Genomic DNA, 13178 nt, shown 5'->3' on the forward strand with positions numbered 1-13178 from the left:
GTGAGACTCTGATCAAATGTCCACGTCGATGTCCACGCCGGTAGGTGTGCCGGCCCGGCAGCGGTTGGTGCTCACTGCGGAGCGGCTCTTTGCCCAGCACGGTCTCGACGGTGTTGCGCTCCGACTGATCGGCACTACGGCAGGAATGGCGAACAAGTCCGCGGTGCAGTACCACTTCGGATCGAAAGAGGGACTTGTCGAGGCGATTCTGGCGAACCGACTCGAATACCTCACCCGCCGACGACAACTGCTCGGTGCGCGTGCGTCCGCCGACGACCTGCGAAGCGTGGTGGAGGCCCATCAGCTGCCACTCATCGAACTAGCGGAAGACGAAACCTGCTACTACTTGCCCTTCCTCGAACAACTGTTGCGCTACGACTACCGAACCAGCCCGCTATCCACCCTGCCGGCTGCCCACCGCGAATCGCATCAGGCCTACATCGACCACGTCGGCGCCCTCATCGACCATGTGCCGCAGCCGCTCCGCGACGACCGCATTCAACGCGTGTCGGCGATGTGCGTGCACGCCTGCGCCGACCGGCACCGCGCGCGCATGTTCGGGACACCGGTGTCGACCTACGCGGTCCACGTCAGCGCACTCCTCGATGGGATGGTTGCGTTTCTGACCGCGGTCCCCTCGGCCGAGACGCTGGCCGCGCTCAAAGGATCCGCGCCGGACCGCCCGGCACCACGGGCACTGCCCTGAACGGACGGTTGTCAATAAACCCCGACCTCCACTATGTCAGCTGGTTGTGCGGGTCATCGATCAAGCCGAACGCGGCCCGGCCACGCCGCCGCTGAAGACACGGCGCCGGGGTACGCGAACCCCCTGCAGCACCAGCGTTGCCTTCGCGGACGGCGCGGGCCCGCGCGCCAAACTCCGGCGTCGCGGTGCATCGCCTCGTCAGCTGCCTGTGTCGGTGTTCTTCGCCGCTGCCACCAGGAGGTGATCGAGGCGTCGCGCCACGATCCATCCGAGATATACGGCGATGTGCATGACAACCTCTTGCAACTCGTCGAACGTGAGATCGCCGCTGCGCAAGGCGGACTCGAGCTGCTCGGTCATTTCCGCGTCGATCCCGAGGGCTGCGCTGCAGGAGATCGCGACTAGTCGCCGGTCGCGCCGGGTGAGGTACTCATCGCGGCTCCAGATCTCGCCGTAGAGATAGTCGAGGTCACCGACGGCCTGAAAGGAGGTACCTGGCGGTGCAGGCGCCGCTCCGTGCACGGCCTCGTACACCGCCTCACCCCGGGCCCTGCGGACGTCGTCGGCAGCGGGATCGGCCCACGGGACGAAGTTCGCGAAGGTCAGCGTCTCGCCGTCCTCTTCGGCGACCTTGGCGAAGGCAGCCATGATGTGGGTGAGCATCGACGAACCCTTGGGCCAACCCGCCTGAGTGGCAAAAAAGAGCAGGAACTCGTCGATCTCCTCCTTCGTCACCTCGTTGCTCTTGAGGGCGGCGTAGCAGTGGGTCTCCATGGGCACGGGGGCATCGGCCATGCCGACGCACGCAAGGGTGATCCAGCGCCGATCGCGCGGCGTGAGCACGCCGCGGCGCCACATCTCGGCGAAGACGAAGCCGATCACTCCGCCGTCAATGTAGGCGCTGACCGGGGCGGGGCCCGGCGCACACATGATGTGCTCGTACTCCGCGAAGGCGACCCTTTGACGGTCCTCGCGATCGGTCCATTCGCTCACACGGACTCCGTTCTGGGTAATGGAAGCAGCTGTGCCGCGCGCCCGTCTGGACGACAACCTAACGACGTCGTGCAATTAAGTCTACGGGATTAAGAAGCAGTCAAATCCCTTAATGCGGCGGGCGGAGGCCTGCCGCGCGTCTACGGTTTGACGCGCGTGCGCACAGGTGTGGGCTGATGTGGTCTGACGAGGGGAGCTGAATTCGGCCGGAGCGACCAGCTGTGACAACGGGGTGCCATCAACGCGCCGGCGGCGGTGTCCTCGGTCCACTACTGCGAGTGGCAGGTGTGCCTGTTCGCTAGGCGAAGTAATGAATTTGGTTGCGGCCGCGGCGTTTCGCCTCATACATCGCGAGGTCGGCGTCGTGCACGATCTGCGAAGCGTTCCGGGTGTCTCCGTCGATCACCAACGTGACTCCGATGCTGGCGCCTGCGGTCAGGGAAATCGCCCCGAATTGAATCGGATCACACAACGCGTGCAGTATCCGGCGGGCGATGTTGTCAATGTCTCCGGTTGTGGTTGGGCCCATCACCAGGTAGACAAACTCGTCACCACCGAGCCTGGCGACGACGTCATGGCCGCGCGCCGTGGCGCGTAGTCGGCTTGCCACGGTCTGTAGCACCGCATCGCCTGCCTCATGGCCACGAGAATCGTTGATGTCCTTGAGATTATCGAGGTCGATGAACAGAACCGCGGCCAGTAGTGGACCAAGATGCGCCAATGCCTGTCCGATGCGGTCCAGCACCCGTGCGCGGTTGGGCAACAACGTGAGCGGGTCATGGCTGGCGCGATGCACCAGCCGCGCGGTGGCGGTTTGCTCTGCGGTGATATCGATGAAGGACAGTAAGACCTCGTTGCCGCCAGAGTGCCCCGACTCGAGCCGCCGGCAATTCATCCACAGCCACACCCGCTCGTCGACCGTGCGGTCGAACCCGACGACGCGGCCGATCACCGGCTGGCCAGTATCGACCGTATGAAGCACCGGATGCTCAGCGCGCTCCAAGAGGCGACCCGTGGCGTCGTAGAGCGCCAAGAGCCCCTTACCGTTACCGAACCCGCCGGGATCCGCGCCGAACTGTGAACCCCAAATCTGGGCGGCCGCGCGGTTCGCGGTATGCACGCAACCGTCGACGCCGAACACCACGACGCCTTCGTCGAGGAAGTTCAACACAGTTTGGAAGTGCTGCTCGCCGCGCCGCCCCGCGGCCTCTTCGACACACACCACGAAATAGCCATCCCTTGAATAGGTCGCCGCGATCCGCATGAGCAGTGGCGCGCCGTCAGCAGCCAAGCAGGTGGCGTGCGTCACTCCGCCGGCGCTGACGATCTGGGCCGGATCCAGTTGCGCTCCAACAGCTTCCGACACGTGCGCACCCAGAACCGTTGCCGTAGCCCGTCCGAAAATCTCTTCAGCGGCCCGATTCCAACGGATCACCATTCCACTGACGTCGGTCCCCACCATCGCGTCACTGACGTGATCTAGAACAGACTGCGGCAGTAGCTGAGGTGGCCCCAGAGCGGAGGAGTCGGCTGGCTGCGCTCGTGCGGGCGAGGTCGCATCATCTGCGGTCCAGTCCATGACTCTCCGGCCTGTTGATTCCATTCATGCTCACGCATCGCCGCAGTCCAAAGTGCTGTGGATTCAACCCCTTCTCCTGCATCCACTGCAGCCAGCTCAGCCCCAATGCCTGGCTCAGCGACCAGAATAGCCATGCTGATCTCAGCCTGATGGCTCTGTCGGGCCGGGAACGACAGGTTCGGCCAGTGCTGTCGCGGTGGCTCGGCCGCGCAGCACGGTCGAGCCGTTGAGCACCCAGTGCTGACGCTCGGCGGGTTCGGCGCGGCTGACCGCGCTGCCGGATGCCAGGGTGCGGGACTGGCGGTGTTTGGCTTGATCCGCCAAGCGTGCGGCTTCGTTGACCGGGTCGCCGACGACCGTGTATTCGTAGCGGTTTTCCGCGCCGATGTTGCCAGCGAAGACGAAACCGGCCGATATTCCCACGCCGAAGTCGACGATGGGCAGCGACCTAAGGCGTTCGGTCAGTGCCCGCGCGGCCGCCAGCGCCGCAGAAGCGGGCTGGTCGAGCTTGAGCGGTGCACCGAATACGGCCAGCGCGGCGTCACCCTCAAACTTGTTGACCAGTCCTTGGTGTTCATCCACGGCAGCGACCACGAAGCCGAAGAAGTCGTTCAGCAGCGCGGCGACTTCCTGGGGTGGTCGAGTCGCAGCGAGCAATGTCGAATTGACCAGATCAACGAACAGCACCCCGACTTCGCGGACATCGCCGGTGAGCGCATCGTCGTGTTCGACCGCTCGACGGGCAACGTCGGCGCCGACGTGACGGCCGAATAGGTCACTAAGTCGCTCGCGTTCAGCGAGGCCGGTGACCATCCGGTTGAATCCTGACTGGAGACGGCCGATTTCGGAGGCGTCGTACACCGCGACGTAGGTACTTGCGCCGTGTTCGACCTCGGCCATCGCGTCGACCAATTCGCGGACCGGATCCGATATCGACCGCGCGACCAACACTGTCGCGCGAATTCCTAAAAGCAAGGACAACGCCGCGATAATGAGGATGGGGGTGGCGATGTCCGATAGTGGTTGACGAAACCACCCGGTGGAGCGGCCGACGGCGATTGCCGTGATTCCGCCAATTGGCAACGCCCCGAACAGGGTCCAGGTGATGATCAGTCGCGAGAGCACACCGGGCGTAGCCGTTTCGGGGGGTGCCGTGCTCATCGCGACGGCGATGATGGGCCGCAGCGCACGTTGAGTAACCAGGTATCCCATACAGGCGGTGGTCGCGCCACCGAACAACAATGCGGTCCCGATGACGTAGGCGACCACGACGCCGGCCTTGAGGTTGATCAACGCGAACACAGCTCCGCTTACCGCCCAGGTGGCGAAGTGGACGGCGTTCTGCCGGTGAGCGATCCGCAGGGCGGCGTGCTGCTGAGCCGGGGAGGGCTCGGCGCCGCCGACGAACCAGCGCAACGTGGGCACCACGTGGAGTACACCCGACAGGGCGCTCGCGGTCGCCGAGATGACGATCAGCATTGACGCGACAAGCACATTCGTTTTGCTAACGAGACTCTCCGCGTCACCGGGCCCGTCTCTGCTCAGTGCGACGATCGCCACCGCGACTCCGCAGGCAGCCAGGATGTGAGCCGATGCGAGCCCCACGGCGCAGTTGACACTGACGCGGGCGGCGGTGTGACGGCGCCCGCTGATGGCCGTCGGATTCGATAGGGCCGTCACGCCACGGCGGGATCCGGGCTCAGGGCCCCGACCACGGCCGGACCTTCAGTCCGCCGCCAGCGTCGACGCGCAGCTGCTGGCCGGTCACGTAGCGAGCGGCGTCGGAAGCGAGGAACAGCACAGCTTCGCTGACGTCTTCAGGCTCGATGTAGGGGGTCGGCATTCCGTTGATCACCGGAAAGGCCAGCTCGGCATCGGCGCGGGTCGGATCGGTGAGATCCGGCCGAAATGCGCGATACATCGGTGGGCTGTGCAGCATGTCGGTGTTGACGTTGGTGGGATGGATGGCGTTCACCCGGATGTTGGAGGGCGCCAGGTGTAGAGCCAGGTCGTTGACGTAGTGCGCGACCACTTGTTTGGCGAAAGCGTAGCCGCCCCCGCCGGGGCCCAGCTCCATCCCGCCGGCGTTTTGGGACGCCATGAACGCGGCCAGCGAGCCGGTGGCGATGATCGATGCGCCAGCGCCGAGATGCTTGATGCTGGCGTGGACGAGGTTGAGCACGCCGACGAGGTCGACGTCTACCGCGTCGACAAAGGCCTGGGGCGGGAGCCCCGGTGTCAAGGGTGCGATTCCGGCGTTGGCCACCACGACGTCGAGACGACCCAATTCGGCAACGCCGCGATCGACAGCCGCCGACAACGCGGCACGATCGCGGACGTCAACGATCGCCGTGTGCGCTGTGCGTCCTTCTTTCTCGACCAACCGCGCGGTTTCGTCGAGGTCTTCCGGGCGCGCCAAGGGGTATTCATTGGTCTCGATATCAGCGCACACGTCGATGGCGATGATGTCCGCCCCCTCGGCGGCGAGCAGTCGCGCGTGGGAGCGTCCCTGTCCCCGCGCTGCACCGCTGATCAGGGCGACTTTCCCCTCAACTCTTCCCATCTCAACTCCTTAATCGGCCCGGCAGTCGGGTCTGGTCGGACGGCCACGAAGGGCGTGCGCACCGTGACACCGCTGCAAGAGGACTCTTGTTTCCACAGAACGATAGCTCAGTTGCGTAAGGATGTAATAGCATCTGTCACGAAAAGAATATGATCACTGTCGTTTTACGCATAGGCGCTGGACGGCTCGTCGCGAGCTGTCCAAAGTGCGGGCGTGCGGTCGGTGCTCGACACAGACGGGAGTAGCAGAACAGTGGTTGGTCGCTGGGAGTACGACGGCATGTTCATCGACGGCGCTTGGACATCGGAGGGTGCGGCCGGGATTATCGAGGTCATCGACCCGGCGACCGAGGAGGTCATCGGTTCGGTTCTCGACGCGGAACCCAAGGCCGCACACGCCGCGATCGTTGCCGCCCGTCGGGCGTTCGACGACGGTCCCTGGCCGAAAATGTCGCCTCGGCAGCGCGCATCGGTGCTGCGACGGTTTGCCGTCATCCTCGATGGCAACCATGACAAGCTCAAAGAGCTGGTGATGGCCGAGGCGGGCTCGGTGGGATTCCTCGCCGACATCATCCAGGTCCGCGGCACGATCGACATCGCTCAATGGATCGCCGAGGCGATGGAGTACGCGGTGGCGTGGACGGAGGTGTCGCCCCCCTCGGGAGGACCCACCGCCATGGCGGGCCACGCGGTGGTGCGTGAGCCGGTCGGCGTGGTGGCAGCGATTACCCCGTTCAACTTCCCGTTCTTCCTCAACATCGTCAAGGTGCTCCCCGCGCTGGCGGCAGGCTGCACGGTCGTGCTCAAACCGCACCAGTGGACGCCCTTGGACGCCTTCGAGATCGCCAAGGCAGCCGAGGAGGCCGGTTTGCCACCCGGGGTACTCAACGTCATCGCCGGCGGCGCCGAACTCGGCGCGGAGATGACAGCCCATCCGATGGTCGACATGGTGACGTTCACGGGGTCCACCGCTACCGGCCGGGCGATCATGGCCGCGGCGGCGCCCACGGTGAAGCGCCTGCAACTCGAGCTTGGCGGTAAGAGTGCGTCGATCGTCCTCGACGACGTGCCCGAAGCACACGTGGCGGGAATGGGCGTGCTCACCTCGATGATCCATGCCGGCCAGGGATGCGCGCTGCAGACGCGGGTGCTGCTGCCCGAGCATCTGCTCGACGCGTACGTCGAGGGCGCCAAGAAGTCGGTGGCCGCCCTCAAGGTAGGCGACCCGAGAGAACCCGACACGCTGATCGGACCGCTCATCCGCGAGCAGCAGCGGCGCCGCGTCGAGGCCTATGTCGCGTCCGGTATCGACGAGGGGGCCGAGCTGATCTTCGGCGGCAAACGGCCCGAACACCTGGTCAAGGGGTTCTTTTACGAGCCGACGCTGTTCATCAACGCGCGCAATGACATGCGCATCGCCCAGGAGGAGATCTTCGGCCCGGTGCTGACGGTCATCACCTACACCAGCGAGGAGGAAGCGATCCGGATCGCTAATGATTCGATTTATGGACTCGGCGGCGGGGTGGTCACCGCGAACACCGCCCGCGGGTTCAACGTCGCCCGGCAAATCCGTGCTGGCAATGTCTCGGTGCAGACGGTCGGGGCGGCAGTGAGCAATTTCGCCGCGCTGGGCGGCTCAGGGCCGGGCTGGTCGGCAGATCAGCCCGGCGGCGTCGGCATTACCGGTGTCTTCGGCGGGTTCAAACAAAGCGGCGTCGGCCGGGAGTGGGGTCACCACGGCATCGAGGAATTCACCGAACTCAAGGCGATCGCGTGGGGCTGAGCACCGATGTTGGATCAAAAGTGGAACAAAGGTGGAGCACAAGTAGCGTGATAATCTCGAAAACGGCACCTGATATCACCGAATTTGGTAGAGCCACAGTGTCAACCAAGAAGAGTTCCGTCGATTTCAGCGGGCAGCGCTTACCCGAGAATCGATGGCGCAACGGGCAGTATCTGACGTTAGAGGAGAACGACATGGTCGCGGGAAGGATGGTATGACGGAGCAAGCCGGCGCGACCATCGCGGCCACGTACAACCGTGACGGACTCAGCCTCAAGTACTCGGTCGTGGGCGATGGACCCCCGGTGGTGTTCATCCACGGGGCGACCGCCACCGGCGAGTTTGAGTGGGGCCGCCTAGCTGCCCGGTTGGCGCCACACTATCGCTGCATCATGCCCGACCTGCGGGGTCACGGCCGGTCAGACTTTCGTCCGTCCGATACCACCGGTGAGGACATCCGCGCAGATCTGCTGCACCTTATTGATCACCTGGGCCTCGACCAGCCGCACATCGTGGGCTTCTCCTACGGTTCGGAGATCGCGCTGATGCTCGAGCTGTCCCGGCCCGGCACGGCGGCCTCGCTGGTCCTCATCAGTCCAGGTACCGGACGCCCGAGCGACTACCGGATCCCCAAGCTCGAGGATCTGTACCGGACCTGGCCGTTCGCCTTGCGGCGGCTGCACGAAGACCATCACGGAGAAGATCATTGGCATGTGCTGGTGACGAATCTGCATGCCGACAGCGCGACGCGTCCGGAACTTTCGACCGACACGTTGGCCGGGGTGCGGTGCCCGGTGTTGCTTCTCGCCGGTGATCGCGACGAGCGGACACGACAGGCTCAGGGCCGCCGGTTCGCGGAGGCGAACGCCCAGGCACGATACGTTGAGATCACGGGCGCGGCACATGCCGCCCACCACGAGCGCCCAGATCGGGTTTCGGAGGTCATCGAAGACTTCCTCGCCGAAGTCGACGTTGAGAAAGCGGGGACGCCATGGCGCGGCAAAGGTCAGCGGAGCTGACACCGAACAGTGAACGCCAGTCGGACGAATACGTGCCCGGCTGGCAACGAAGCAGTGTAGATCGATCGCTGCGCAATGCGCGGGCGCGCGCGCAGAAGCGCAGTGACCGCTTTGTCTCCGCTGCCATCGAACTCCTCAGCGAGCACGACGAGAGTGACTTCACCATCCAGGACGTCGTCGATCGCGCCACCATGTCCCAGCGGACGTTCTACACCTTTTTCGACGGCAAAGACAGCTTGATGCTGGCCGTCTACGAGACGATCCTGCGAACGACCGCCGTGCCGATGCTGCGGGAGCGGTGCGACAGTATCGACGATCCGGTGTTGCGACTCAAAGCCCTCGTCGAGGCGCTGTCCGACATCACCGCGATGGAATCGCCGCTGTCTCGCGGGTTGAGTGTTCTCCACCTGCGGCTTACCGAGACCCGGCCGGTCGATCTGGCCCACGCGCTCGAACCGCTGCACGCGCTCATCATCGAGCTACTGAGCGGTGTCGCCGATGCCGGACTGCTCCGCGATGACGTAAGCCTGACCACGCAGGCCGCGCTGCTTCAAGAATTGCTGTTCGCTTCCGCGCACTCGGCAGTGCTGTCCGCTGGGCATGCTCGGACGACGAGCGTGGACGACATGTGGGCCTTCTGCTCGGCGGCCATCCTGCGTCGTACCTAGCTAGGTTTGTCCCCATCGGCTCAGGTGATCGCGCCGGACACCTTGAGGCTGATCAGGTCGTCGTCGGACTTGCCGAGTCCGCGCAGGATTTCGTCGGTGTGCTCGGCGAACTGCGGGGCCCGGGTGAGTTTTACCGGCTTTTGGTCGAATTGGACGGGGTTGGCCACCAGCTCGCGCGGCGCACCCTCGGCATCGATCACCTCGGCGATCAATCCATTGGCCCGCATCGCCGGGTCCTGGCCGACCTCCCACGGGTCCTGCACCACCGCCCATTGGCCTTCCATGCCGGCGAAGAGCGCTATCCATTCCGCAAGCGGGCGCGCTGCCAGGACTTCCTCGAGAATCTTTGCCGCCGCTGCCGCATTGGCCATCAGGGCTTTCGTGGTGGCGAACCGCTCGTCGACGATGAGGTCTTCACGGCCGATGCGCTGGCAGAATTCCGGCCAGTAGCGGCCCGGTTGCAACATCGCCAGGACAACCCAGCGATCGTCTGCCGTGCGGTAGTTGCCGACCAGGGGGTTGGTTCTGGCGGAGTTGCCGGGCGGCCGCCGCTGCGGCGGGCCGCCTTCCAGGAGTGCGAACCCCACGGACAGTGCCATCGCCCAGGCGCCGACGCCGAGCAGCGAGACATCGACGACGGATGTCTCCCCAGTGCGATCCCGTGCAAAGAGCGCCGCGGCGATGCCGCCGGCGATGGTCATGCCGCCCAGTGAGTCGCCGTACGCGCCGGCTGGCATGGTGCACAGGCCGTCATAGTCGGCTGGGGTGGTCCCAAGTGCGCTGCCGCCGCGTGCCCAGAACGCCGTGCTGTCATACCCGCCCTTCTCACTGTCGGGCCCGGCGGCGCCGAATCCGGAGCCGCGCACGTAGATGATGTTCGGGTTGATCTTGCGGACATCGTCCAATTCGATGCCCAGCCGGCGGCGCGCTCCGGGCAGGAAGTTGGTCAGGAATACGTCGCTGGAGCGGATCAGTTCGTGCAGGATGTCGAGGGCTTCGGGCTGCTCGAGTGCCAACCCGATGCTGCGCTTGCCGCGGTTTGGGTGTTCCATCAAGGGCGCGAAGCTTCCGCTGCCGACCGGCATACCCATCAGCGCGCTCAAACCGCGTTGGGCGTCGCCGGTTTCGGCGTGTTCGACCTTGATCACGTCGGCCCCCCAGTCCGCGAGGATCGCTCCCGCCGCCGGGACGAAGGTGAATTGCGCCACCTCCAGGACACGAACGCCCTCCATGGGTCGGATCACGTGCTTCTCCTTTGTGCTGCCGGTCGTTTTCAGTTGATGCAGAAGAGATTTGGGGCCTTGTCAGCTGCTGGATGGGCGGATATGGACGACATCCATCATCAGCTGGCGCGGCCGGGTGAGGACGTCGTACAAGACGTCGGCCACCGTCGCCGAGGTGAGCAGCTGGGTCCCGCTCATCCGGGACAGGTATCCATCGGCCTCCCAGACCGGCATGGCGCGGTCCATGTCCTCGGCGCCGAAGTTCTCGTGGATACCGGTGTCGCCGACCGCACCCAGGATGACCAGGGCGACCCGGATGGATTCGTGTCGCAGTTCTCGGGTCATCGCTTCGGTGAAGCCGTTGAGGCCGCGCTTGGTCGCGGCATAGAGCGTCATCATCGGCAGGTGGTCGAGGGTGATCTCCGAGGAGAGATTCATGATGTCGCCACCGCCGGCGGCCCTGATGAGGGGGATCGCGGCCCGGGTCGTGTAGATCGGTGCTAGCAGGTTGGTGTTGACGGTGATGGCGATGTCCTCGTCGCTGGCCTCTTCGATGAGCCGGATGCGGCTGGCTCCCGCGGAGTTGATCAGCACGTCAACGCGCCCGAATTCGGCCGCGATCTGCTCGAATGCCGCGACTACCTGGGCGCTGCAGGTCACGTCGGTGACGATCGGCAACGCGTTGGCGCCGATCGCTTCGGTGATCTCGTCCAGGAGCACCTTGCGGCGGGCTAGCAACACGACCTTCGCGCCCGCCTGCGCGAAGCGCTCTGCGGTGGCCCGGCCGACACCCATCGACGCGCCGGAGACGACGACGACTTTCCCGTCCATGCTGTTCGACATCGTGATGGCCTCCGAGTCATTGCTGTCGCGATAGAACAAAATACGCTGGCTTGGGTGTACTCGAAATGCAGGACGCCTTGCACCGCACGCAAATATGGTTCTACCATGACGCGTACGTGATGGTCATCACCGGACCATGAACTAGCGTCGCGACGATGGTCGGAAGGAGTCCGTGTGGTCACTTCAGTCACGGGTAAGGAAGCCAAGGACTGGGCAGCCGAGCATTTGCGAGGCAATTGCAGCTCGCTGTACACGCCCTTCTCCGGTCTGGATGGCGACGACATCGACTACGACGCCCTGCGCGCACTCGTGCGGCACTGCTTGGTGGATCTGGATCAGGACGGGCTTTGGCTCACCGGGGGCATCGCCGAGTTCTGGTCTTTGACGACAAATGAACTCAAAGAAGTGGTGCGCGTCGCCGTCGACGAAGCCCGCGCGGTCAAGCCGGGGGCCCTCGTTCAGGTGATGTCGAGCACGGATACCGCCAAGCAGTGCGTCGAACTCACCCTGCACGCTCAGGAGCTGGGGGTGGACATCTGCTACATCCTCACGCCCTATTTCGAGTGTTCTGGCAAGCCGGGAGTGTTGGAGTACCTGCGCTACGTCGCCGACCGCACCGACATGCCGCTGGGGTTCTTCAACTCCCATTCCACCGGGCTGGTGCTCACGCCCAGCGAGTGTGTGGAGTTATACCGCGAAATCCCGGCGTTGTGCGGTCTGAAGAACGGGCTGCTGGATGCCCACCACAGCCTGGAAGTCCACCAGCTGGCCCCCGAGATGGTGTTGTGGGAGGCCAGCGACGAGGCCGGCATTCGGCTGGGCATACCCCACCCGGGGGCGCTGGGTTCGGCGCTGTATCTCTACGAAAAGCCGGGTCTCAAACTGTTTTCCGAGTGGCGGGAGCTACTCGTGGCCGGCGATTTCGACCGGGCCGACCAGTTCGCGGCCGAGACCGGGCTGACCGCGATGCGCGAGGCAAGCCGCCGATATCAGGCCCACCCCGCCCGACCCGGGGCCTTCACGCACTGGGGTGCCGGCTTCAAGTTCGGCGCATCGCTGCTGGGCCTTCCGGTCGGGGACTATCCGCATGCCCGACCCCCGCAGACCGCGTTCCCCGATGACCTCAAGGGCCCTATCCGCGAGGCCTATCTTGCGTCCGGGTTCATCGCACCCTGAGAAGGTTCATCGGTTCACACAGAATGGAGCTGTGCTTTGGAGGTCGCTGAGTTCCGCGACGGCGTACGGGCCTGGATCGACGAACGTGGCGAGCAGCTCGTTCCCACATCGGAGGACGGCAGCGTCGACGCACAGCTCGCCCACCAGCGTCACATCCAGCGGTTGCTGTTCGACGACGGCTGGATGCGGTGGGGCTGGTCTGAGCGGATCGGCGGGCTCGGCGGCTCGCCGACGCTGCGGGCCGTCCTGGGCGAGGAACTCACCGCCCGGGCTCTCGTGCACACCACCTCCTGGTCGATGCACGAAGTTCTCGGGCCGGCGGTCGCGGAGTTCGCCCGCCCCGATGTGGTCGAGGCGATCTTCCCGCGGCTGTTGCGCGGTGACGAATTCTGGTGCCAGGGCTTCTCCGAGCCCGACGCCGGCAGTGACCTGGGATCGCTGCGCACCACCGCCCGGCCGTACCACGACGGTTGGGTGATCAACGGCGAAAAGCTATGGACCAGCTGGGCGCATCACGCCACCCGCTGTGTGGTGCTGGCCCGCAGCGGGGGATCGGGCTCGCGGGGCATCAGCGCGTTCTTGGTGGACATGGACACGCCGGGGGTGACCGCCAGCCCGCTGCAGACG

Annotated in this window: 11 protein-coding genes and 2 pseudogenes; 6 read left to right on the plus strand and 7 right to left on the minus strand. The window is 65.1% G+C overall.

Features of this window, described 5'->3' with window-relative positions:
- The first annotated feature begins 16 nt into the window (after positions 1-16).
- Positions 17-706, plus strand: a complete 690-nt coding sequence (locus D3H54_RS06000; protein ID WP_149378280.1) for a TetR/AcrR family transcriptional regulator — start codon at positions 17-19, stop codon at positions 704-706.
- A gap of 198 nt (positions 707-904) precedes the next feature.
- On the opposite strand, the gene D3H54_RS06005 is transcribed toward D3H54_RS06000, so the two are convergent.
- The 5 genes and pseudogenes from D3H54_RS06005 to D3H54_RS06020 form a co-directional block, all read right to left on the minus strand.
- On the minus strand, positions 905-1699 hold the full coding sequence (locus D3H54_RS06005; RefSeq protein WP_149378281.1) for a carboxymuconolactone decarboxylase family protein: 795 nt from the start codon (positions 1697-1699) through the stop codon (positions 905-907).
- Positions 1700-1997: 298 nt separating this feature from the next.
- On the minus strand, positions 1998-2963 hold the full coding sequence (locus D3H54_RS06010) for a GGDEF domain-containing protein (protein WP_286199126.1): 966 nt from the start codon (positions 2961-2963) through the stop codon (positions 1998-2000).
- Positions 2964-3062: 99 nt separating this feature from the next.
- Positions 3063-3302, minus strand: a pseudogene (locus D3H54_RS32135) (PAS domain-containing protein); the annotation flags it as partial.
- A gap of 117 nt (positions 3303-3419) precedes the next feature.
- On the minus strand, positions 3420-4772 hold the full coding sequence (locus D3H54_RS06015; RefSeq protein ID WP_286199127.1) for an adenylate/guanylate cyclase domain-containing protein: 1353 nt from the start codon (positions 4770-4772) through the stop codon (positions 3420-3422).
- Between the two features lie 205 nt (positions 4773-4977).
- Positions 4978-5841, minus strand: a complete 864-nt coding sequence (locus tag D3H54_RS06020; RefSeq protein ID WP_149378283.1) for a mycofactocin-coupled SDR family oxidoreductase — start codon at positions 5839-5841, stop codon at positions 4978-4980.
- Between the two features lie 252 nt (positions 5842-6093).
- On the opposite strand from D3H54_RS06020, the gene D3H54_RS06025 reads away from it, so the two are divergent.
- From D3H54_RS06025 to D3H54_RS06035, 3 genes are all read left to right on the plus strand, one after another.
- Complete coding sequence (locus D3H54_RS06025; protein ID WP_149378284.1) at positions 6094-7623, plus strand: aldehyde dehydrogenase family protein; 1530 nt, start codon at positions 6094-6096, stop codon at positions 7621-7623.
- Between the two features lie 214 nt (positions 7624-7837).
- The gene (locus tag D3H54_RS06030; RefSeq protein WP_149378285.1) at positions 7838-8641 is read left to right on the plus strand and encodes an alpha/beta fold hydrolase; all 804 of its coding nucleotides are present in this window, start codon (positions 7838-7840) and stop codon (positions 8639-8641) included.
- Positions 8614-9309, plus strand: coding sequence for a TetR/AcrR family transcriptional regulator (locus tag D3H54_RS06035; protein ID WP_149378286.1), 696 nt, complete (start codon positions 8614-8616; stop codon positions 9307-9309). Before D3H54_RS06030 ends, D3H54_RS06035 begins: the two co-directional genes overlap by 28 nt.
- Before the next feature lie 20 nt (positions 9310-9329).
- Here the strand turns inward: D3H54_RS06035 and D3H54_RS06040 are convergent, their stop codons facing one another.
- Entirely contained in the window at positions 9330-10541 is a 1212-nt protein-coding gene (locus tag D3H54_RS06040) for a CaiB/BaiF CoA transferase family protein (RefSeq protein WP_149383366.1), read from the minus strand.
- Positions 10542-10613: 72 nt separating this feature from the next.
- Entirely contained in the window at positions 10614-11375 is a 762-nt protein-coding gene (locus D3H54_RS06045; RefSeq protein WP_149378287.1) for an SDR family oxidoreductase, read from the minus strand.
- Between the two features lie 174 nt (positions 11376-11549).
- On the opposite strand from D3H54_RS06045, the gene D3H54_RS06050 reads away from it, so the two are divergent.
- Complete coding sequence (locus D3H54_RS06050; RefSeq protein WP_149378288.1) at positions 11550-12551, plus strand: dihydrodipicolinate synthase family protein; 1002 nt, start codon at positions 11550-11552, stop codon at positions 12549-12551.
- Positions 12552-12587: 36 nt separating this feature from the next.
- Positions 12588-13169, plus strand: a pseudogene (locus D3H54_RS32320) (acyl-CoA dehydrogenase family protein); the annotation flags it as partial.
- Positions 13170-13178: the final 9 nt, after the last annotated feature.

It is taken from the genome of Mycobacterium sp. ELW1, assembly GCF_008329905.1.
Lineage (GTDB): Bacteria > Actinomycetota > Actinomycetes > Mycobacteriales > Mycobacteriaceae > Mycobacterium.